Source organism: Solwaraspora sp. WMMD937 (genome assembly GCF_029581175.1).
GTDB lineage: Bacteria > Actinomycetota > Actinomycetes > Mycobacteriales > Micromonosporaceae > Micromonospora_E.
This window is the reverse complement of the sequence record NZ_CP120738.1, coordinates 1,280,823-1,302,461: the sequence shown is the minus strand read 5'-3', so window position 1 is coordinate 1,302,461 and position 21,639 is coordinate 1,280,823. Positions and strand designations below refer to the sequence as shown.

Sequence of the window (21,639 nt, the reverse complement as noted above, 5' to 3'; positions counted from 1 at the left end):
CTCCCGGTTGATCAGCTGTCGGTGGCGCGCGACCGCCAGCAAGATCGCTGCACCGTCCGTCCTGCGACGGTAGTCGAGCGGCACAACGCCCGGTAACCACCGGTTCGGGCGCGACAGGTGGCTAACCGGCGTCGGACAGGATCCCTTCGTCCCGTGCCCACCGGAGCAACTCCGCCTCGGCCTCGTCGCGGTCCAGCGGGCCGCGCTCCAGCCGGACCTCCTTGAGATGCCGCCAGGCCCGGCCGACGACCGGCCCCGGCGGTACGCCGAGCAGCTCCATGATCGCGTTGCCGTCCAGGTCCGGCCGGACCCGGGCCAGATCCTCCTCCGCCTGGATCCGGGCGATCCGCTCCTCCAGCGCGTCGTAGTCGGCGGCCAGCGCGGCGGCCTTGCGCCGGTTGCGGGTGGTGCAGTCGGACCGGGTCAGTTTGTGCAGTCGGGGCAGCAGATCTTCGGCGTCGGTGACGTAGCGGCGGACCGCCGAGTCGGTCCACTCCCCCCGGCCGTACCCGTAGAACCGCAGGTGCAGGCCGACCAGCTTGGCCACCTGGGTGGTGACCTCCTTGGGGTAGCGCAGCGCCTTCATCCGGTGCCGGGTCATCCGGGCACCGACCACCTCGTGGTGGTGGAAGCTGACCCGGCCGTCCGACCCGACCGCCTTGGTCGCCGGCTTACCGACGTCGTGCATCAGCGCCGCCATCCGCAGGACGAAGTCGCAGCCGTCGCTTTCCAGCCGGACGGCGTTGCTCACCACGGTCAGCGTGTGTTCGTACACGTCCTTGTGCTGGGCGTGCTCGTCGATCTCCAGCCGCAGCCCGGACAGCTCGGGCAGGAACCGGTCGGCCAGCCCGGAGTCGACCAGCAGCCGTAACCCGGCGACCGGGTCGGCACCGCACAGCAGCTTGCTGAACTCGTCCCGGATCCGCTCGGCGGTGATCCGGTCCAGGTCGGCCGCCATGGCGGCCATCGCCGCGCGGACGTCCGGATGCACGGCGAACCTCAGCTGCGCGGCGAACCGGGCGGCCCGCAGCATCCGCAGCGGGTCGTCGCCGAACGAGTCCTGCGGCGTCCCCGGGGTTCGGATGATCTTCGCGGCCAGATCGCTGACCCCGCCGTACGGATCGGTGAACCGGTGCTCGGGCAGGCTGACCGCCATCGCGTTGATGGTGAAGTCGCGCCGCCGCAGGTCGTCGGCGAGACTGGTGCCGTAGGCGACCACCGGGTTACGGGTCACCCCGTCGTAGGCTTCCGCCCGGTAGGTGGTGATCTCCAGGGTCATCCCACCCCGCCGCGCGCCGATGGTGCCGAATTCGCGGCCGGTCTCCCAGATCGCCTCCGCCCAGCCTTTGAGCACCCCCAACGTCTGGTCCGGGTGCGCGTCGGTGCAGAAGTCCAGGTCGCTGCCGAGTCGGCCGAGCAGCGCGTCGCGGACCGAGCCGCCGACCAGGTGCAGCTCGTGGCCGGCGGCGGCGAACCGGTTGCCGAGTTCGTCGGCGACCGGGGAGACCCGGAGCAGTTCGGCGACGGCGTTGCGTTGCACGGCGGTCAGGTCACCCGGGGTCGCCGCAGTGCGGTCGGACCCGACGGCGGCACGAGCATCGGTGGCGCGAGGCGCGGAGGTTTCGGACATGGGATCGCCAGAGTAGTCGCTGTGGCCGTCGCCGCCCCCGCCGGGCAGGATGAGTCACCGTGCCGATTCCCGAACCGTTGGCCAGCCTGACCACCGATCCGACCTTCTGGGCGGCGTACCTGCCGCCGGTGGACGGACCCGCACCGGCCCACCACGCGCAGACCCGGGTGGTGCTGCCGGTCGCCGACGGCTACGGCCTGGTGCTGGAGATCGACCTCGGGTACGGCGAGTGCCTGCTCGGCCTGCGCCAGCCGGGAGCGACCGAGCCGCTGCCGCTGGCCCGGCTGGATCCGGGCCGGCCGTACGCGGCGGTGCTGCGCTGGGCGGAGCTGGACCTGATCGGCCAGTTGCTCGCCCTGGACGATCCGGCGTGGCCGCATCCCGGTCTGCTGGTGGCGCTGCTGCACCGGTACGCACCACCGGCCGGTGACCCGCCGGAGGCGGACCGGGCAGCCACCATGCTGGCCACCGCGCTGCGCGCACTACGCCGCGACGAGCCGTCGGGAACCGACGACCCGGCAACACCTGATGGCCCGGCGACCACTGGCGACGGCCCGACGGGTGGCACCGGTGGCACCGATACGGCGGCCAGGGCGACGACGGATCCGGTGCAGCCGCCACTGGAGCTGTTCGCCGACCCGTCCTGGTGGCCGGCACCGGCCACGGTCGACCCTCGGATCCTCGACGACGAGTCGGTGGCCCGGCAGGTGCGCGACCATCTCGACCACGGCGCCCGGACACACTGGCGGTACGCCGTCGGCTGGGGGTGGGTGGCCGCCGGGCAGCCGGACGGCCCCGGCGCACCGGCCCGCGTCCTCGGTGCCGAGTCGTTCCCGTTCGACGAGGTCACCGAGTTGGTACGCCGGGCGGCGGCCCGGCACCGCCGGCTGCTCGACACTCCGTGGCGTACCCCGGCCGTGGCCGAACTGGCCCGGCGGGCCCGCGACACCGGCGACCTGGCGGTGGTGCCGGTGCTCGGTCGGACGCTGGCCGACGCCGGCTGCGACCATCCGACGCTGCTGGACGCGCTGACCGAGCCGGTGGTGCCGGCCGAGGCCGCCTGGGTGGTCGACGCGCTGTCGGGCATCGTCCCGGCCGAAGACGACGGCCGATAGGCTCGAGCCTGCGTCCGGCGCGGCGGTTCCGGCGTACCGGCGGGGTGGAGGTCCGATGAGTAGCGGGTTGTACCGGAGCACGAACGCCGACCCCGGTCGGGGCGGCCCGGAGCCGGACGGCGCCACGCTGATCTCCGTCGGACCGGGCGGCCAGCCGGTGGTGGAGTCGACCGCGCCACCATCCGAGCCGCCGGCGGCCGGGCCGGATTCGGCGGTGCAGGAGCCGCAGGAGGGCGGCAGCGCCGCCACCAACAGCGCGGTCATGGCGCTGGGCAGCCTGGTCAGCCGAGGCACCGGCTTTCTGCGGACCCTGGTGCTGGCGGCAGCGCTCGGCGGATCGCTGGTCGGCAACGCCTACACCACGGCGCAGATCTTCCCCGGCATGGTGTACGAGTTCCTGCTCGGCGGGATCCTGACCAGCGTCCTGGTGCCGGTGCTGGTGCGGCGACGCAAGTCGGACCCGGACCGCGGTCAGGCGTACGCGCAGCGGCTGCTGTCGCTGGCGGTGCTGGCGTTGGCCGTCGCCACCCTGGTCGCGATGGCCGCGGCGCCGCTGCTGACGCTGCTCTACTCCAGTGACCGCACCACGGAGGAGTTCCGTGACCTGGTCACTCTGCTGTCGTACCTGATGCTGCCGATGATCTTCTTCACCGGGTTGTCGGCGCTGGTCAGTGCATTGTTGAACACCCGGGGGCACTTCGCGGCGCCGATGTGGGCGCCGATCCTCAACAACCTGGTGGTGATCGCCACCCTGGGCACGTACATCGCGATCTTCGGTGCTCGGGTCATCGAACCGGGCGAGATGACCCCCAACCGGATCGTGCTGCTCGGCGGCGGCACCCTGCTCGGCGTGGTGGTGCAGGCCGCCGGCCTGGTCCCGGCGCTGCGCAAGGTCGGTTTCCGGTGGCGCTGGCGGTTCGACTTCCGCCAATTGGGCCTCGCCGAACTGGGTCGGCTCGGGGTCTGGATGTTCTGCTACGTGGCGGTCAGCCAACTCGGCCTGGTAGTGGTGTTCAACCTGCTGAACCGGGCGGGCGACGAGGACGAAGCCGGCCCGCTGATCTACAACAACGTGTTCCTGCTGTTGATGATGGCGCACGGCATCATCGCCGTCTCGGTGATCACCGCGCTGATGCCGCGGATGAGCTCGGCCGCTGCCGACGGCCGCTACTCGGACATGGCCGTCGACCTGGCGCGCGGCACCCGGACGGTGACGGCGGTACTCGCGCCGATCGCCGTCTGCTACGCGGTGCTGGCCACCCCGGTTTCCTTTTCTCTGTTCCGGTACGGCGCGTTCGACACCGAAGCCGCCGACGCCACCGCCGTGGTGCTGCTGGCGGCGGCGGTCGCCCTGGTGCCGTTCGCGGTCAGTCAGCTGTTCACCTTCGGCTTCTACGCCCTGCCGGACACCCGCACCCCAGCGTTGATCAACATCCCGGTGGTGGCGCTCCGGATTCTCGTCCAGATCGGGCTGTTCGTCGCCCTGTCGGTGCAGTTCGCGGCGGCCGGCCTGATGATCGGCAACGGGGTCTCGTACCTGGCGGCGGCGGTGCTGTCGGCCTGGTTGCTGCGCCGCCGGGTCGGTCGGATCGGGTTCGGCGGCATCATGGTCACCTTCGGCAAGGTGGCGCTGGCGGCCGGCGGTGCCGCCCTGGCCGGATGGCTCGTTGTCACGTTGCTGCCCGGTGGTGACACGCCGAGTCAGCCGTTGGCGATCCTGCAACTCGTGGTCGGCGGTGCCGCCGTCGGGCTGGTCTACCTCGGGTTGGCGGTGGTCCTGCGAATCCGCGAGATCGTCGACGTATTGACGATGGTGCGCCGTCGCCTCGGCCGCTGACCGTTGAGATCAGCCTGTGGACTGACCTGTGGATAACCGGGTTGGACACGCTTGACACCAGGTCAGCGCCTGTGGATAACTCAGAACCAGGATCCTCGTTACGGGCGGTGTCGGAGTGTCGGTGGCCCCGGTCACGTGGGCGGTCGGGTGGGCGGTCTTGGTTCGCTGTCGCGGCGGGCTGGGAGCGGCACCCGGGCGGTACAACGTATATTTGCGATGGAGGTTATGCGTCCGGCCGTACGGGCCGGGTGGCGTTGACCGGATCCGGTCGGCGCGGATCCGCCCGTCGGCAGGTCGATCCCCGGTCGGCATTGCGGGAGCTGCGGGAAGCTGACATGTTGGTGGTGCCGCAACGCAGGTAAGGTCGTTCTGGACAGATTCGTGCGACACCGGGTCGTGAACGGTGACGTTCCACCGCTGCGGGGCCGGCCGGTGCCGGCAGCACGACGACCAGCACGGCAAGAGCGACCAGTAGACGATCGGACAACCGGCAGAACACCGGACGACCAGCACCAGGGTTCGACCGAGACGATCCACAGGGAGGACGGGTGACCCAGGTCGGCGAAGGCCAGGAGGCGGACGAGGCCAGTCCGCCGATGATGGCCTTCGATGCACCCTCCGCCGGCGAGGTCCTCGCCGAGCGATACCAGCTGGCTCAGCACGTCAACAACGACAGTGCGGGTCGGCAGGTCTGGCGTGGGGTCGACGTGGTGCTGCGCCGTCCGGTCGCGGTGGTGCTGCGCTACCCCGGTGGCGATTCCGCCATGGAGATGCTGCAGGCCGCGGTCCGGGCCAGTCGGGTCATCCACTCCAACCTGGTCGGCGTCTACGACGCCATCGACGAGGGGCAGCGGGCCTACGTGGTCCGCGAGTGGGTGGAGGGCGACTCGCTGCGCGAGGTGATCGCCGCCGCCGGTCCGTTGGACGCGGCCCGGGCCACCATGATCGCTCACTCGGTCGCCTCCGCCATCGCTGCGGTGCACGCCACCGGCATGGTGCACGGCAACATTCACCCCGGCACGGTGATGATCGGCCACGACGGCCGGGTGGTGCTGGCCGACGCACGGGCCGACAGCTCCGACACCTACGAAACCGACATCCGGGCGATCGGTGGAGTGCTCTACTTCGCGATGACCGGCCACTGGCCACAGCACGAGGCCGGCAGCACGACGCTGCCGGACGCGGTCCGGGATGCGACCGGGGCGGTCGCCGCCCCCCGTCAGGTGCGCTCCGGTGTTCCGGCGTACCTCGACGACCTGACCATGGATCTGCTCGACCCGCGACTCGCGCTGCCCTCCTCGGAGGTGCTCGCCGCCGAGCTGGGTCGGCTCGACGCCAGCACCGAGGAGCACTACCTCGACAGCGTCGGACCGCTGCGGTTCTCGGCGGCCGACGACGACGAGCCGACCGGCACCCCACTCGCTTCCCGCCGCAAGATCGCCGCCGGTGTCGCCGGTCTGCTGGTCATCGCGGTGACCGGGCTGTACTTCGGGATCAGCGCGCTCGGCAACGACGGTGCCGGCGAGGACGGTCGGTCCACGCCGCCCGAGACCCAGGTGACCTCGACCCCGGGTCCCACCGAGACCAGTGCCCCGGCCCAGCCCCAGCCGATCGCCCTCTCCGGCGACCAGGTCCGCATCGTCGACGCCGACGGTGCCCGCGACGAACTCGACGGGGCGGAGGCCGCCGTCGACGGCGACACCAACACCGGCTGGGAGACCGACGCTTACGAGCGCAACCCCAACTTCGGCAACCTGAAGCGGGGCATGGGGGTGCTGATCGACCTGCAGGAGCCCCGGGCGGTGACCAGCGTCAAGGTCGAGCTGTCCGCGGCCGGTGCCACCGCCGAGCTACTGGCCGGTCCGAACGACCCGGGAGCGACCCGGGAAGGCGACGACGAGATCCTCGAGACGTTCACCGACCGGATCGGGGCCCGGTTCGAGAACGCCGACGGAGCGACCCTTACCTTCAGCGGATTCTCGCCCGACGAGACGTACCAGTACCTCCTGGTGTGGATCACCAAACTGCCTCCGATCGGCAACGACAAGTACCAGATCGGCGTTCAGGAGATCACGGTCGAGGGGCCATGACCGGACGCCGGGCCGACCTCGGCGACGAGGAACTGCTCCGGGCACACGTCGACGGCGACCCGGAGGCGTTCGGCGAGTTGGTACGGCGGCACCAGGACCGGCTCTGGGCCGTTGCCCTGCGGACGCTCAGCGACCGCGAGGAGGCCGCCGACGCGCTACAGGACGCGCTGCTGTCGGCACACCGCGCGGCCGCCCGGTTCCGGGGCGACGCTGCGGTCACCACCTGGCTGCACCGCATCGTGGTCAACGCGTGCCTGGACCGGGTACGCCGCCGCAAGTCCCACCCCACGGTCCCGCTGCCCGACGGTGGCCGCGACGACGGCGTACGCGGCACCGAGCCGGCGGCACCCCCGGTCGATCACGACACCGCCCTGGTCGTCCGCCAGGCCCTGGCCGAGCTGCCGGCGGAACAGCGGGCCGCGTTGATCCTGGTCGACGTGCAGGGCTACCCGGTCGCCGACGCGGCGGTAATGCTCGGCGTCGCCGAGGGCACGGTGAAGAGCCGCTGCGCCAGGGGGCGGACCCGGCTGGCCGGGCTTCTCGGGCATCTGCGACCACAGCGGGCGAACACGCAGGTGGCACCACCACGCGCCCAGGTGTCGTCGCTCACCCCACGGAACCCGCAGCGGCTCGACGACGTCCCATCAGGGTCCGCACGTGGCGACGGTGGCAAGGAGGAACGGTGACCGCCGACCGGTTCCAGGAGGTCGATCGAGAGCTGCTCGCCGACTATGTCGGTGGGGCGCTCGACGGCACCCCGGACGAGGTCACCGTGGCCCGGCTGATCGTGGATCGACCGTCCTGGCGGGCTGCCCACGACGAGCTGGTCGAGGCCACCCAGCTGGTCCAGACGATGCTCGCCGAGTGGGGCAGCGTCGTCGAGCCGATCCCACCCGACGTCGCCGACCGGGTGCATGCCGCCCTGGCCGCCGAGCCGCTACCGCAGCCGACCCCGGACCCGGCGACCAGCCCGGATCTGGCCACCGTCGCGGCACCGGTGCCGCTGGCGGCGGCCCGCACGCGGCGGGACCGTCGCCGCCGCTGGCAGCGGTACGCCGCTCCGATCACCGTCGCGGCGGCCGCCGTGGCGTTCGCCGGCCTCGGGGTCGGCCAGCTGCTCGGTGCCGGGTCCGCCGACGACGCGAGCACCTCGGCGGGTAGCCGGTCGGACGATGCTGGCAGCGCTGAGAGCCAGAGCGCCGAGACCCGGCAGGAGGGCCAGCCGGGCACGATGATGGACACCTCCGCACCTCGGCGACTGGCCAGCGGCACCGACTACCAGCGGGCGACGATCGTGCCGATGTTCGAGGCCGTGGGGCGGACCGGCGTCGACGGGGGGCAACCGGCGGCCGGCGAGGACACCGTACTGCAGGAGTCGCCCGCCTCGACGGCGCTGGCCAGACTGGCCGACCCGGCCGCGTTGGCCGACTGCGTGGCCGCGGTGACCGCCGAGCACGGCAACGGCGTGCTCGGCGTCGATCTGGTGGACTTCGCGGCGTTCGAAGGTGAACCGGCGCTGGTCCTCTCGTTCAGCGACAGCTTCGGTGCCAGCTGGATCTGGGTGAGCGGCACCGGCTGCGGTACGCCTGCGGCCGGCGCGGACACCAGGTACTCGGCACAGGTAGGGTGACCCTGCCGGTCGCGTGACGTGGGACACGCGGCACCGGAGCGGGATTACTCCCCAGCTCCGAGGCGTTGTCGTCAACGGTCGCCGTTGCGCAGAAATCAGACTTTGGGAGTCGGCAGTGGACGAGGTCCGCAACCTGATCATCATCGGCTCGGGGCCGGCCGGTTACACCGCTGCGGTGTACGCCGCACGCGCCAACCTGCGCCCACTCGTCATCGAGGGGGTGCAGTCCGGCGGGGCGCTGATGACCACCACCGAGGTGGAGAACTTCCCGGGCTTCCCGGACGGCATCATGGGTCCGGAGCTGATGGACTCGATCCGCAAGCAGGCCGAGCGCTTCGGTGCCGAGTTCGTCACCGACGACGTGACGCGGGTCGAGTTGGCCGACACCGGCACCCCGGGCGCCACCGAGGCCAGCACGGTGTACGTGGGCGAAACCGGCTACCGGGCCAAGGCGATCATCCTGGCCACCGGCTCCGCGTGGCGTCCCCTGAACGTCCCCGGCGAGCAGGAGTTCCTCGGCCACGGGGTGTCCTCCTGCGCAACCTGTGACGGCTTCTTCTTCCGGGGGCAGCACGTCGTGGTGGTCGGCGGTGGCGACTCGGCGATGGAGGAGGCCACCTTCCTCACCCGGTTCGCCGAATCGGTGACCATCGTGCACCGCCGCGACGAGTTCCGGGCCAGCCAGATCATGGCGGCCCGCGCGCTCGGCAACGACAAGATCCGGGTCGAGTGGAACAGTGTCGTCGAGGAGATTCTCGGCGCCGACGGTAAGGTCTCCGGAATCCGGTTGCGCAACACGCACACCGGCGAGTCCCGGACACTCGACGTCACCGGGGTCTTCGTCGCGATCGGTCACGACCCACGGAGCGAAATGTTCCGCGGCCAGGTGGAGCTCGACGAGAACGGCTACGTGCTGGTCGACTCGCCGAGCACCCGAACCAGCGTGCCGGGCGTGTTCGCCGCCGGTGACCTGGTCGACCACACCTACCAGCAGGCGATCACCGCTGCCGGCAGCGGTTGCGCGGCGGCGCTCGACGCCGAGCGTTACCTCGCCACACTCGAAGAGGTCTGACCGCCGGCGCACCGGCGGTCGAGGAGGAGGATTTTCCCGTGGGAGCTACCCGAGCGGTGACCGAGGCCAGCTTCGCCACCGACGTACTGATGTCCGACAAGCCGGTGCTGGTGGACTTCTGGGCCGAGTGGTGCCAGCCGTGCCGCAAGGTCGCACCGCTGCTCGAGGAGATCGCCACCGAGATGGGTGACAAGGTGTCGATCGTCAAACTGAACATCGACGAGAACCCGGAGATCGCCCGCCGGTACCGGGTGATGTCGGTTCCCACGCTCACCGTGTTCAAGGCCGGTGAGCCGGTGCAGTCGGTGGCCGGCGCCCGGCCCAAGGGCGACCTGGTCAAGCTGATCGAGTCGGCCTTCTGAACCCCAGCGGGGCTGCCCCGCGCGGCACGGCGGACCGGCCGGTCCCACCCGACAAGGTGGGACCGGCCGGTCCGTTTCCAGGCTGCTGGCGGCGCCGTTACAGGGCTGCTGGATGCTCGGTTCCCGGGCTGATCGTCCGGACACCGGGCGCTCCCCGTACGGTCCGCTTCGCCGTAACCCGGGTACGGGCGCCTGCCGGCCGGGTTACGCTCCGGATCGTCCGCGCCTGCAGGGGGGAGGTCCACGTCCCGTGCGCCCGATCCGCCGTGACGATCAGGGTCCCGCCGTCGCCGAGATCCGCTCCATCCTGGTCAACCTGGAGCTGCTCGAGCCAACCTCGGGGGCCGACGTGTTCGACGCCCGCACCGAGCACGCCGTACGCGCCTTCCAGCAGCTCCGTGGACTGAGCATCGACGGCCGGGTAGGCGCGGAGACCTGGCGGGCGTTGGACGCCGCCCGTTGGCGGCTCGGCGACCGGGCGCTCTACCACTCGATACCGCAGCCGCTGGTCGGCGAGGACGTCCGGGCGCTGCAGGAACGGCTGCTGGAGATGGGCTACGACGTGGGCCGCGCCGACGGCGTGTACGGCGGGCGCACCGCCCGCTCGGTCACCCAGTTCCAGCGGGAGGTGGGACTGACCGCCGACGGCAGCTGCGGGCCGTACACCATGCACGCGATGCGCAGGTTGGGCCGCAAGGTGGTCGGCGGACGCCCGCAGTGGCTGCGGGAAGCAGACGCGTTCCGCGAGTCCGGCCCCAACCTGATGGGCAAGACGATCGTCGTCGACCCTGGTCACGGGGGACCCGATCCCGGCGTGGTGGTCATCGACAGCGGCCGGCGCTGGTCTGAGGCGGAGCTGGCGTACGACCTCGCCGCCCGGTTGGAGGGGCGGCTGGCGGCAGCCGGGATGCGGGTGCATCTCACCCGGGGTCCGGCCACCACCTCGGTGCTCAGCGACCCGGCGCGGACCCGGCTGGCCAACGACGTCGGCGCGGACCTGTTCATCTCCCTGCACGTGGACGGGCATGCCAACCCGGCCGCCGACGGGGTGGCAACCTACCACTACGGCACCGGCAACGGGGTCACGTCGACGGTCGGCGAGCGGCTGGCCGGGCTGGTACAGCGGGAGATCGCGGTACGTACCGGCCTGCGCGACTGCCGGGTCCACGCGAAGAGCTGGGAGTTGCTACGGCTGACCCGGATGCCGGCGGTACGGGTGGACGTGGGTTATCTGACCTGCTCGGCCGACCGGGCCCGGCTGATCCGGCCCGGGTTTCGCGACCAGGTGGCAGAGGCGCTGGTCGCGGCGGTGCAGCGGATGTACTACCCGGTGGAGCTGGACGTGCCGACCGGGTCGATCGACGTACACACGCTGCGGGCGGTGGTCGACGCGACGACGGAGGCCTGAACCACGTCAGTCAGTTCGTCGCCGCGCGGGTGGCCGGGCGCAGCAGGCTCTCCGGAGTCATCGAGCCGAGCAGCTTCTCCAGGGCGTACTCGACGTCCGACTTCCACGACAACGCGGTCCGCAACTCCAGCCGTAGCCGGGGGAACCGGGGGTGCTGCCGGACCGTCTTGAAGCCGACCGACAGGTAGAAGTCGGCTGGGGCAAGACAGCCCCGACCGGCCGTCTCCTCCGGATCGGCGGTGGCGTCGCCGAACGCCTCGATCGCCTTGATGCCCCGCTTGGTGAGATCCCGGGCCACGCCCTGCACCAGCATTCGCCCGAGGCCACCGCCGGCGAACGGCTGCACCACGTGCGCCGTGGTCAGCAGTACCGCATCGGCGGAGACCGGGGACGTCGGGAACGCCATCGACCTCGGTAGGTAGGCCGGCGGCGCGTACATCACGAAGCCGGCCGGCATGCCGTCGACGTAGGCGAGCTTGCCGCAGGAACCCCACTCCAGGAGAGTCTGGGAGACCCACGCCTCCTTTTCCAGCGCCGGGTCGCCGGAGGTCCGGGCGCGGTCGGCCGCCACCGGATCGAGCTCCCAGAAGACACACCGCCGGCAGGATCTGGGCAGCTCCTCCAGCGTGTCCAGCGTCAGACTGACCAGACGTCGCGACATTGGCGATCCCCCACCACCGAACCGGTCAAGCGTTGAAACCCGCCGAGCTTCACCACGCGCCGTCTCCTGTCCCCAACGAGCGATCGTACGCCGCAACCTCGCGTCAGGGGAGAGGTCGGGCGTCCGGTCGCTGTCTTCGCAGGCCAATCCGGGTTCGCTGGTCCGACATGTGGTCGGTGTGGTAATGCCCAAGCCGGACGGCGACACGCCGGACTACCATCAGACGATCAGTGCGTGTCGCGGCCCGACCCGGCACCACCGGTGCGACGCGTTTCGAGGGTGAGGTCATGACCGGCACGACGCTCGACGACTACACCGACCGCTATGCCCGCCGGGTCCGGGGGATGACCGCCTCGGAGATCCGGGCGCTGTTCGCCGTCGCCAGTCGGCCGGAGGTGGTGTCGCTTGCCGGCGGAGCCCCGTACGTCGCCGCGCTGCCGCTGGACGCGGTCGGCGAGATGCTCGGTCGCCTCGCCGCCGAGACCGGCACCTCGACCCTGCAGTACGGCATCGGCCAGGGCACCCTCGACCTGCGGGAACGGATCTGCGAAGTGATGTCGCTGTCCGGGATCGACGTCTCGTCCGGGGCTTCCCCTGAGGACGTGGTGGTGACCGTCGGCGGGCAGCAGGCCCTCGATCTGGTCGCCCGGCTCTTCCTGGACCCGGGCGACGTGGTCCTCGCCGAGGGCCCCACCTATGTCGGCGCCCTCGGCGTGTTCCAGGCGGCGCAGGCCCAGGTGGTGCACGTGCCGATGGACGCCGACGGGCTGATCCCCGAGGCGCTGGAGCAGGCGATCACCGAGGTGGCCCGGTCCGGCCGACGGGCGAAGTTCCTCTACACCATCCCGACGTTTCAGAACCCGGCTGGCGTGACGCTGACCGACGAGCGCCGCGACCGGGTACTCGACATCTGCGAACGCGCCGGCCTGCTGGTCGTCGAGGACGACCCGTACGGCCAGCTGAGCTTCGACGGCGAAGCGCCGGTGCCGCTGCGGGCTCGACGCCGGCACGGCGTCTTCTACCTGAGCACCTTCTCCAAGACCTTTGCGCCAGGGCTGCGGGTCGGTTGGATTCTCGCTCCGCACGCGGTACGCGAGAAGCTGGTCATCGCCAGTGAGGCGCAGATCCTCTGCCCCAGTGCCTACGCCCAGGCCGCGGTCGCCACCTACCTGGCCACCATGCCGTGGCGGGAGCAGCTCAAGACGTACCGGGAGGTCTACCGGGAGCGGCGGGACGCACTGCTGTCCGCGCTGACCGACCTGATGCCGGCCGGGACGACCTGGACCCGACCGAGCGGCGGCCTGTTCGTCTGGGCGTCGCTGCCGGACGGGTTGGACGCCAAAGCCATGGTTCCCCGGGCCATCGCCGCCCGGGTGGCCTACGTTCCCGGCACCGGCTTCTACGCTGACGGCTCCGGGGCCGGCAACATGCGGCTCAACTTTTCCTACCCCCCGCCGGAGCGGATCCGGGAAGGCGTCCGGCGGCTGGCCGGCGTGATGGAGCGGGAGTCGGCGATGCGCGAGGTCTTCGGACCGGTCGCCGGCGGATCCGGCCGACGCCAGCGCCCCGGCGCGGACGCGCCCGGGCCTGACTTGGCATGATTCGGGCATGAGCCCAGCGCTGGACCCCACCGCAACCGAATCCTCGTCGTCGTCCGCCGCCCCGGATCTGCGCGTGCTCGTTCTCGCCGGCGGGTTGTCGTACGAGCGGGACGTCTCGCTGAAGTCCGGTCGCCGGGTGCTGGACGCGCTCCGCTCGGTCGGCGTCGAGGCTGGGATGCGCGACGCCGACGTCTCGCTGATTCCAGCGCTGCGCTCCGACCCGCCGGACGCGGTGGTCATCGCGCTGCACGGGGCGACCGGTGAGGACGGCTCGCTGCGCGGCGTACTGGATCTCTGCGGCGTGCCGTACATCGGCTGCGACGCCCGCGCCGCCCGCCTGGCCTGGGACAAGCCGTCGGCCAAGGCGGTGCTGCGCGAGGCGGGCATCCCGACCCCGGACTGGGTCGCGCTGCCCCACGACCGATTCTCCGAACTGGGTGCGGTCGCCGTGCTGGAGCGGATCGTCGAACGGCTCGGCCTGCCGCTGATGGTCAAGCCTGCGCAGGGCGGCTCCGGGCTTGGCGCGGCAGTGGTACGCGAGGCGGCGGAACTCTCCGCAGCGATGGTCGGCTGCTTCGCGTACGACTCGACGGCGTTGGTCGAGCGGTATGTCACCGGGATGGACGTCGCCGTATCGGTCGTCGACCGAGGCGCCGGCCCGGAGGCGCTACCGGCCGTCGAGATCGTGCCACGCAACGGTGTCTACGACTACGCTGCCCGCTACACCGCCGGACTGACGACGTGGCACGCGCCGGCCCGGCTGGACGAGCCGGCTGCCGAGCAGGTGGCGGCGACCGCCGTCGCCGCTCACCGGGCACTCGGGCTGCGGGACCTCTCCCGCGTCGACATGATCGTCGACCCCGACGGCCGGCCGCACGTCCTGGAGGTCAACGTCTCACCCGGGATGACCGAGACCTCGCTCTTGCCGCTGGCGGTCCAGGCTGGCGGACTGGACCTCGGTGAACTGCTCGCCACGCTGGTGGTCCGAGCCGCAGGCCGACCGGACGACCCGGCGAGCTGATCACCGGGCGCTGCCGGTCGGCGACGTCGCCGAATCGCTCGCAGCCGGCACTTCGGGCCCGTCCTGGTCCGTAGCGCCTTCCAGGTCCGGGTCGTCGTCCTTTTTCGCCTCAGTACCGGCATCTGTCGCGGCGCTGTCGTCGGCGGGGGCAGCGGCATCCGCAACGTCGGCCGGGTCGGCAGCAAGTGGTTCACCCTGCTGGGTCGTAGCAACGTCGCTGGCGAGTTCGCCGAGATCAGCAGCTGGTTCGATGCTCTCCATCGGCACCACGAGCTCAGCCACGGCTGGCCCTGCACCATCGATCTCATCGAAGTCGTCGACGCTGACCGGATGGCTCGCCTGTTCGGTGAGGTTCGACGGTGCCCGCCACTGAATACGCGGCGGCTCAGCGAGCTGACGACCGCCGAACTCCGCCAGCCACGCGGCGACCAGCGCCAGGTTCTCCCGCCAGCGTGACTCGGAGATCGGCGGCAGGATGCTGTCCCACAGGGAGAGGAACGTGCCACGGAGCTGCAGCTGCCCGTACGGCCGAGCCAGGAACCACAGGTGCAGGTGCGCCGAGCCGTCCCCCCACCGGTTCACGTGGACCCGGGCCACGCCGTCGAGCGACCGGATCGCCCGCTCGAGCCGGACGGTCATCACGCCGAGTTCGGCCGCGAGCAGGTTCGGCAGATCGCCGAGGTCGAAGTGGGACCGGGACTCCAGGATGAGGACCATCGGTAGCCCGGTCGGGCGGTCCATCGCGCGGACCCGCCAGCGTTCGCTGACCCAGATGTACGCGTCGTCCGGGGCGGAACAGGACGAGCACTCCGCCGTGCCCTCACCCTTGCGAGGCGGTTCGACGTCAACCGGGTCGTCGAGTCGCTTGACCCGCAGGTCGCCCTCGAAGGGGAAGGATGGCCATCGCGCGAAGTCGGGAACCGAGGCAGGGGTGTCTGGCACGACGCTGACCCTAACCGAGTCTGCGCCGCCTGTCGTTCCCCGTTTCGGCCGGCCCGCGACTCTCATCCGGAGGGACGGCCGGTCTCTGGTCGGCAGCCGACCACGGTCCGCCGTCCCGGTTTTCCACAGGAGTTATCCACAGGGCGACAGCCCGGTCTACCCGCTGTTTCACGTGAAACGAGGCACCCTGTGGAAAACGCCTGTGGAAAACGCCCGGCCCCGTACCGGATCGATCCCGGGGACACCCGGGACCCGTCCGGTCGGCGGCGGATGCGCCTTGGTGCCTCCGGTGGCCCGGTCTTCTCAACGAACCATCGGCCGAGTGGTAACCGGGCTCGGCGGACCGTTTGGCGCCGCCCGGAACAGCCGTAGTCGGCTCCCGGGGCAGTCGGGCGAGACCGTCGTTCAGTTCCACGTGGAACATCGCCACCGGGGCGCCTCCTCCGGGCAGCTACCGGCCGGGTAGCGGCCCCCACCGGCCCACCGTTTCACGTGAAACGACCCGCGTGATCGCCTCCGCCCGGCCGACTGGCGAGAAGCGGGTGCCGACCCCCGGGTGGACTGCCGGCGAGGGTGCACGGCCGGCAGTGGCGGGGGCCGGGGCGTTGTGGCGGCGCGGGCAGGGGCCACAGGAAGAAGGGCTGGTGTTTCACGTGAAACACCAGCCCTTGCGGGGACATGCCATCTGCCGGGTCGACGGACCGGCCCCGGGCAGATCAGTCGACGTCGCCCGAGGCGTCGTCCCCGTCGCCCACTCCGATGATCCCGACGATCCGTTCCAGGTCGTCGACCGTGGCGAACTCAATCGTGATCTTGCCCTTGCTCCGCCCGATGTCGACCTTGACCCGGGTGTCGAATCGGTCAGACAGGCGATCGGCGAGATCGGTGAGGGCCGGGGCATGGGCCTTCGGGCGACGCTGCGGACTGGCCGTACGCTTCGCTGAGTCCTCGGTCCCGGCGAGCGCCACCAGTTCCTCGGTGGCCCGGACCGAGAGCCCTTCGGCGACGATGCGCAGCGCCAGGGCGTCCTGGGCGTCGGGATCGTCGAGGCTCAGCAGCGCCCGGGCGTGACCGGCCGACAGCACGCCGGCGGCCACCCTCCGCTGCACCTGAGCCGGCAGATTCAACAGCCGGATCGTGTTGGAGATCTGCGGCCGGCTCCGGCCGATGCGCCTGGCGAGTTCTTCGTGGGTCGCCCCGAACTCGTCGAGCAACTGCTGGTACGCGGCCGCCTCCTCGAGCGGGTTGAGGTTGGCCCGGTGGATGTTCTCCAGCAGCGCGTCCCGGAGCATCGCGTCGTCCCTGGTGTCCCGGACGATCGCGGGGATGGACTCCCGGCCGATCGCCTGCGCGGCACGCCAGCGGCGTTCCCCCATCACCAGCTCGTACTGCTCACCGTCGTCCAGCTGTCGTACGACGATCGGCTGCAGGAACCCGACCTGCTCGATGGAGACCTTCAGCTCCTCGAGCGCCTCGTCGTCGAAGACCTGGCGAGGCTGCTTCGGGTTCGGGATGATCGCGGCGACCGGCAGCTCGGCGAACCGGGCACCGGGCACCGGCGACAGGTCGGCGGGCGGCGCCACGGCCGGTTCCGTCGCGACGGCGGCAGCGGTCCCGACGCTGCCGGAGACGGCCGCAGTGGCCGGGGACGGAGTCACCGGAGCCGGGGCCGGCTGTGCGACACCGGACTGGACCGGAGCGGTGGTGGGGATGAGGGCACCGAGCCCGCGCCCGAGCCCGCCCTTCGGACGGTTCTTCATGCCCTGCCTCCCGCTCCAACCACCGTGTCAGACATTGCGACTGAGCCGAGCGACACCGCGCTCGGCGATTTCCTGGGCCGCCTCGAAGTAGCTTGTCGCACCCCGCGATCCGGGATCGTAGGTCATCACCGACTGGCCGTAGCTCGGTGCCTCCGACACCCGGACGTTGCGGGGGATGACCGACTGGAGCACCTTGTCCCCGAAGTGGTTCCGCACATCCTGCTCGACGGCGTCGGCCAGCCGGGTCCGGCGGTCGTACATGGTGAGCAGGATGGTGGAGACGTCCAGGGTCGGGTTGAGATGCTGCCGGACCAGGTTGATGTTGTTGATCAACTGGTTGAGTCCTTCCAGCGCGTAGTACTCGCACTGGATCGGGATCAGCACCTCCTGTGCGGCGACCAGCGCGTTGACCGTCAGCAGACCCAACGACGGTGGGCAGTCGATGAACACGTAGTCCAGCTCGACCGGGTACGCCGTGATGGCCCGCGACAGCCGCGACTCCCGGGCCACGACGGAGACCAGCTCGATCTCGGCCCCGGCCAGATCGATCGTCGCGGGAACGCACCAGAGGTCGGGTATCCCCTCGACCGGCTGCGCCACCTCGGTCAGCGGCACGTTGTCGATCAGGCAGTCGTAGACGTCCGGTACGCCTGCGTGGTGCGGGACGTTGAGTCCCGTCGAGGCGTTCCCCTGGGGGTCGAGGTCGACGACCATCACCCGGTTCCCGTGCAGCGCCAGCGCTACCGCGAGGTTCACCGTGGTGGTCGTTTTACCGACGCCCCCCTTCTGGTTGGCCACGCACATCACCCGGGTCCGGTCCGGCCGGGGCATGGTCACCTCGCCGCTGGGGTTCAGAATCTGCACGGCGCGCAAAGCCTCCATTGCCAAGGGGGGATCATCCTCTTCCCGATTCGGTGTTTCACGTGAAACGTACGGCTCGTCGGCGGCCGGGGAGGTCGGGTCGGGCGCCGGTTGCTCCGGCGTCGGGGGTACGGCGCCGACCGACGTGTCCGCTACGAGCGGCACGCCGGCCCGGGTCGGGACGCCCGGCGTTGTGGGCGGCTGAGGTGCCCCACTGACCGGCACCGCCCCGCCCTCCGGCCCACCCGGGTGGTACGCCGTTTCACGTGAAACCAACGTGGGGTCGCCGACACCGTGGCGCTCGCCGGCCAACCGCGGATCCTCGTAACTACCGTTGTCATGCACCGTGTCATCCCTGCCCGCGTTGGATGGATCGGCACCGCCAGCGCTCACGACCGCGCTTCGGGCGTGGCGTGCGGACCGGCATGGGGCGGCAGGAGTCGTGCAACTACGCGTTGCCGCCCGGTCCAGACTATCGACGCGCGGTCAGCCTACGGGGATCAGGGCCGGTGTGGCCACGGCTGACTGTCCGACGTGCGCAGCCTGCACGTCGCACAGCACCCCCGCCGTCAGGATGGGTTCGGCGGTCATCCCCGGGTTCGCCGCGACGACCGCGGCCGTCCCCGGTCGCCGCGCTCCGAGCGGCGTCGGCCACCCGCCCCGGGCACCGGAGCGGACCGCTCAATCTCCACCACGGTGGTCGGCGGGTCGAGCCATCGTTCGCCGCAGCGACGCAGCACCGGATCACCGCCACCAGACCTGATCACAGCCGCCCGGTGTTCGGTGATCTCCGCCCCGGCCGAGTCGCCCTTCATGGCGAGCAGCCGCCCACCGGGCTCGACCAGTGGTAGACACCAGCCAGCCAGCCGGTCGAGTGGGGCCACCGCTCGAGCGGTGACCACCGGCGCCGCTCCGTCGGGAAAATCCCGGCGGAGTTCCTCGGCCCGGCCACGCAGCACGTCGACCCGGGCGGTGAGGCCAAGCACCGACACCGCCTCGACGAGAAACGCGGTGCGCCGGGCCAACGGCTCAACCAGGATGACGCTGAGGTCCGGCCGCGCCACGGCCAGGACCAGCCCGGGTAGACCGGCTCCGGATCCGACGTCCAGCACCGTCGCTCCGTCGGGGACGAGTTCACCGAGGACCGCGCAGTTCAGCAGGTGCCGCTCCCAGAGCCGGGGTACCTCGCGCGGCCCGATGAGTCCACGCAGCAGTCCTTCCGAGGCCAGCAGGCCGGCGTACCGGACCGCTAGCCGCAGTTGCTCGGCACCGAAGATCTCACGGGCGGACTCGGGGGGCGACGCCAGCGTGGCCGGTCCTGACGGAACGGGCGCTCCCGACGGAACCGGCCCGGACGGGTTCCCGTCCGGGCCGGTAGCCACCCGATCAGTCTGCTCGGGCAAATCGGTCATGGTGCTCAGTCGGCCGGGCGGACGACGATGCGCCGGGTCGGTTCGACACCCTCGGACTCGCTCAGCACGCCGTCGAGTGCATTCACCACGTCGTGTACGCACTTGCGCTCGAAGGCGGACATCGGCTCCAGCCGCACCGGCTCGCCGTACTCCTTGACCTTCTCCACCGCGTTCTTCGCCACCGCGGCCAACTCCTTGCGTCGGTTGTTCCGGTAACCGCCGACGTCCAGCAGTAGCCGGCTGGGCGATCCGGTCTGCCGGAAGACCGCAAGCCTGGTCAGCTCCTGGAGCGCCTCCAGGGTCGCACCCCGCTGCCCGACCAGGGCACTGAGCTGCCCGCCGACCACCTCCACCACGGGACGGCCGCCGGAGACCAGCTCGTCGATGTCGCCGTCGTAGTCGAGGATGTCCAGCAGTCCCTCGACGTAGTCGGCGGCAATTTCGCTCTGCTGGAACAGGTCGTTGTCGGTGGCGGCGGAAGCCTGCGCTGACGCGCCCTTGCCGGCCGCGTCCTCGTCAGCCTCGTCGGTGCCCGCGTCGTCGGCGTCGCCGGGACGGTCGTCGGCGCGGTCGGCGGCCGAGGCCGGGACAATCTCCTCGTCGACAGACGGGTCGGCACTGGGCAGGCTGGTATCGGTCACGGTGTCATCTCCGTACTCGCTCGGCGGAACCGGTCGGTCCGCTGGTTACCGAGGACCGGCGGACGGGCGCCGTGCCCTCGGGAGGTCTACGTTGCCGCCGTTGCGGCTGTGCGGGACGCCCCGCCGGCCACCGGGAACGCCCGCCAGCAGGAGCCGGCCGCCGGGACGGCTGCCCGGTCAACCCGGACGCTTCGCCGGCCGCCGCTTCTTCGGGTTGACCGGCTTGGCACCAGGCTTGGGCTTGAGACCCTCGCGGACCGGGGCCGGCTCCGGGGCGGCGGCCTCGGCACCGTTGCCGCGTCGGGCGAAGACACCGGCCGACTTGGGCTTGGCGTCGGTCGTGCCGGGCTTGCGTGACTGACCGCCACCGGACTTCGCCGCCGGCCGACCGGCCGGTTTCGAGGTCGAGGTCGATTTCGCAGCCGGCCTCCCCTTGCCGGCCGGCATCGGCGGGGGCGGGAACTTGCGCAGTACCCACTGCTGCTGGCCAAGCGTGACCATGTTGTTCACCACCCAGTAGATGATGACGCCGATCGGGAAGATCGCGCCGGAGATGAGCAGCGAGGCCGGGATGCCGTAGAGCATCAGCCGCTGGATCATCTTCTGCTGCGGGTCCTCCGCCCAGCCGGTCTTGAGGATCATCTGTCGGCTGGTCAGGTAGGTGGTCACGATCATGACGACCACCAGGATCCCGGCGATCACCTTGACCGTGGTGCCGCTGGCACCCATCGCCGCCAGCTCGTCGGCCGTCGAGCCGAACCGCCCGGCGATCGGCGCGGTGAACAGGCTGGCCCGGGAGGCCTCGTAGAACTGGTCCGCGGTCCAGCCGTACAGGTCGACGTTGCGGGTCTGCTCAGGGTTCAGCCGGCGCAGGATGTGGAACAGGCCGAGGAAGACCGGGATCTGCAGGAACATCGGAAGGCAGCCCATCAGCGGGTTGGCCTTCTCCTTCCGGTACAGCTCCATCATTTCCTTCTGGAGCGTCTCCCGGTCACCCTTGTGCTTCTCCTGCAGCTCCTTGACCTTCGGCTGCAGCGCCTGCATTGCCCGCTGTGACTTGATCTGCTTGACGAAGACCGGGAACAGGATCACCCGGACCGTGACCACCAGGAAGATGATGGCCAGGATCCACGACCAGTTGGTGCCGAGCACCTCGGTCGACGGCACACCGATCCGGTCCCAGGCCGAGTGCCAGAACAGGAGGATCCACGAGATGGCCCAGTAGATCCAGTCGAGACTCAATTCGGGGCTCCAGTCGCATCGGCACGGCGGCCGCCCGGCATCGGTACCGGGTCATATCCACCGGGGTGGAAGGGATGACAGCGCAGCAGGCGCCAACCCGCCAACAGCACCCCCCGAAGTGCTCCGCGCCGGGCGATCGCCTCCTGGGCGTACGCACTGCACGACGGGTAGAACCGACAGCGGGCCGGCAGTGCCGGGCTTATCCAACGACGGTACGCGACGATCGCACCTGTCAGCAGGCGGCCACCCGGTGTCGCGGGGCGAGGTAGATCGTCGGAGGCGGTCATCAAGCGTCCCCCGCCCTGGCCCGGGTCCGGCCTCCGGTGCGCGGCACGCCGGACGGGTGATCACCGG

Annotated in this window: 19 protein-coding genes; 10 read left to right on the top strand and 9 right to left on the bottom strand. The window is 71.0% G+C overall.

Annotated elements, in window-relative coordinates; genetic code table 11:
- Nucleotides 1-121: 121 nt before the first annotated feature.
- Nucleotides 122-1,630, bottom strand: a complete 1,509-nt coding sequence (locus tag O7621_RS05710; protein WP_282233061.1) for a CCA tRNA nucleotidyltransferase — start codon at nt 1,628-1,630, stop codon at nt 122-124.
- Between the two features lie 59 nt (nt 1,631-1,689).
- Between O7621_RS05710 and O7621_RS05705 the strand changes: the two genes are divergently transcribed.
- The 8 genes from O7621_RS05705 to O7621_RS05670 all read left to right on the top strand — a co-directional run bounded on the left by O7621_RS05705 (nt 1,690) and on the right by O7621_RS05670 (nt 11,144).
- Nucleotides 1,690-2,745, top strand: coding sequence for a hypothetical protein (locus tag O7621_RS05705; protein WP_282233060.1), 1,056 nt, complete (start codon nt 1,690-1,692; stop codon nt 2,743-2,745).
- A gap of 55 nt (nt 2,746-2,800) precedes the next feature.
- Nucleotides 2,801-4,582, top strand: a complete 1,782-nt coding sequence (gene murJ / locus O7621_RS05700; RefSeq protein ID WP_282233059.1) for a murein biosynthesis integral membrane protein MurJ — start codon at nt 2,801-2,803, stop codon at nt 4,580-4,582.
- A gap of 548 nt (nt 4,583-5,130) precedes the next feature.
- Nucleotides 5,131-6,672 (top strand): protein kinase, encoded by a 1,542-nt coding sequence (locus O7621_RS05695; RefSeq protein ID WP_282233058.1) that lies wholly within the window; start codon nt 5,131-5,133, stop codon nt 6,670-6,672.
- Nucleotides 6,669-7,358, top strand: coding sequence for an RNA polymerase sigma factor SigM (gene sigM, locus O7621_RS05690; RefSeq protein WP_282233057.1), 690 nt, complete (start codon nt 6,669-6,671; stop codon nt 7,356-7,358). Before O7621_RS05695 ends, sigM begins: the two co-directional genes overlap by 4 nt.
- On the top strand, nt 7,355-8,302 hold the full coding sequence (locus O7621_RS05685; protein WP_282233056.1) for a hypothetical protein: 948 nt from the start codon (nt 7,355-7,357) through the stop codon (nt 8,300-8,302). Before sigM ends, O7621_RS05685 begins: the two co-directional genes overlap by 4 nt.
- Nucleotides 8,303-8,417: 115 nt before the next feature.
- Nucleotides 8,418-9,374, top strand: a complete 957-nt coding sequence (gene trxB, locus O7621_RS05680) for a thioredoxin-disulfide reductase (protein WP_282233055.1) — start codon at nt 8,418-8,420, stop codon at nt 9,372-9,374.
- Nucleotides 9,375-9,412: 38 nt separating this feature from the next.
- Nucleotides 9,413-9,736 carry a thioredoxin gene (trxA, locus tag O7621_RS05675; protein WP_123606654.1) on the top strand — a complete coding sequence of 108 codons (324 nt, stop codon included), beginning with the start codon at nt 9,413-9,415 and terminating at the stop codon, nt 9,734-9,736.
- 250 nt (nt 9,737-9,986) lie between these two features.
- Nucleotides 9,987-11,144 (top strand): N-acetylmuramoyl-L-alanine amidase, encoded by a 1,158-nt coding sequence (locus O7621_RS05670; protein ID WP_282233054.1) that lies wholly within the window; start codon nt 9,987-9,989, stop codon nt 11,142-11,144.
- Between the two features lie 10 nt (nt 11,145-11,154).
- Here the strand turns inward: O7621_RS05670 and O7621_RS05665 are convergent, their stop codons facing one another.
- Entirely contained in the window at nt 11,155-11,805 is a 651-nt protein-coding gene (locus O7621_RS05665) for a GNAT family N-acetyltransferase (protein WP_278172893.1), read from the bottom strand.
- Between the two features lie 287 nt (nt 11,806-12,092).
- Here O7621_RS05665 and O7621_RS05660 point away from each other — a divergent pair, with 287 nt between their 5' ends.
- Both O7621_RS05660 and O7621_RS05655 read left to right on the top strand, forming a co-directional pair.
- Complete coding sequence (locus O7621_RS05660; protein WP_282233053.1) at nt 12,093-13,406, top strand: PLP-dependent aminotransferase family protein; 1,314 nt, start codon at nt 12,093-12,095, stop codon at nt 13,404-13,406.
- A gap of 7 nt (nt 13,407-13,413) precedes the next feature.
- Nucleotides 13,414-14,427, top strand: coding sequence for a D-alanine--D-alanine ligase (locus O7621_RS05655; RefSeq protein WP_282233052.1), 1,014 nt, complete (start codon nt 13,414-13,416; stop codon nt 14,425-14,427).
- Here the strand turns inward: O7621_RS05655 and O7621_RS05650 are convergent, their stop codons facing one another.
- The 7 genes from O7621_RS05650 to yidD all read right to left on the bottom strand — a co-directional run bounded on the left by O7621_RS05650 (nt 14,428) and on the right by yidD (nt 21,572).
- Entirely contained in the window at nt 14,428-15,369 is a 942-nt protein-coding gene (locus O7621_RS05650) for a hypothetical protein (RefSeq protein ID WP_282233051.1), read from the bottom strand.
- 716 nt (nt 15,370-16,085) lie between these two features.
- Complete coding sequence (locus tag O7621_RS05645) at nt 16,086-17,129, bottom strand: ParB/RepB/Spo0J family partition protein (protein ID WP_282233050.1); 1,044 nt, start codon at nt 17,127-17,129, stop codon at nt 16,086-16,088.
- Between the two features lie 27 nt (nt 17,130-17,156).
- Nucleotides 17,157-18,335 (bottom strand): AAA family ATPase, encoded by a 1,179-nt coding sequence (locus O7621_RS05640; protein WP_282233049.1) that lies wholly within the window; start codon nt 18,333-18,335, stop codon nt 17,157-17,159.
- A gap of 242 nt (nt 18,336-18,577) precedes the next feature.
- Nucleotides 18,578-19,402 (bottom strand): 16S rRNA (guanine(527)-N(7))-methyltransferase RsmG, encoded by an 825-nt coding sequence (gene rsmG / locus O7621_RS05635; RefSeq protein WP_282233048.1) that lies wholly within the window; start codon nt 19,400-19,402, stop codon nt 18,578-18,580.
- Between the two features lie 5 nt (nt 19,403-19,407).
- The gene (locus O7621_RS05630) at nt 19,408-20,043 is read right to left on the bottom strand and encodes a R3H domain-containing nucleic acid-binding protein (protein ID WP_282233047.1); all 636 of its coding nucleotides are present in this window, start codon (nt 20,041-20,043) and stop codon (nt 19,408-19,410) included.
- Between the two features lie 177 nt (nt 20,044-20,220).
- Complete coding sequence (gene yidC, locus O7621_RS05625) at nt 20,221-21,285, bottom strand: membrane protein insertase YidC (protein WP_282233046.1); 1,065 nt, start codon at nt 21,283-21,285, stop codon at nt 20,221-20,223.
- A complete protein-coding gene (yidD, locus tag O7621_RS05620) occupies nt 21,282-21,572 on the bottom strand; it encodes a membrane protein insertion efficiency factor YidD (RefSeq protein ID WP_278172879.1) in 291 nt (96 codons plus the stop codon). The genes yidC and yidD overlap by 4 nt, the downstream gene beginning before the upstream one ends.
- Between the last annotated feature and the right edge of the window lie 67 nt (nt 21,573-21,639).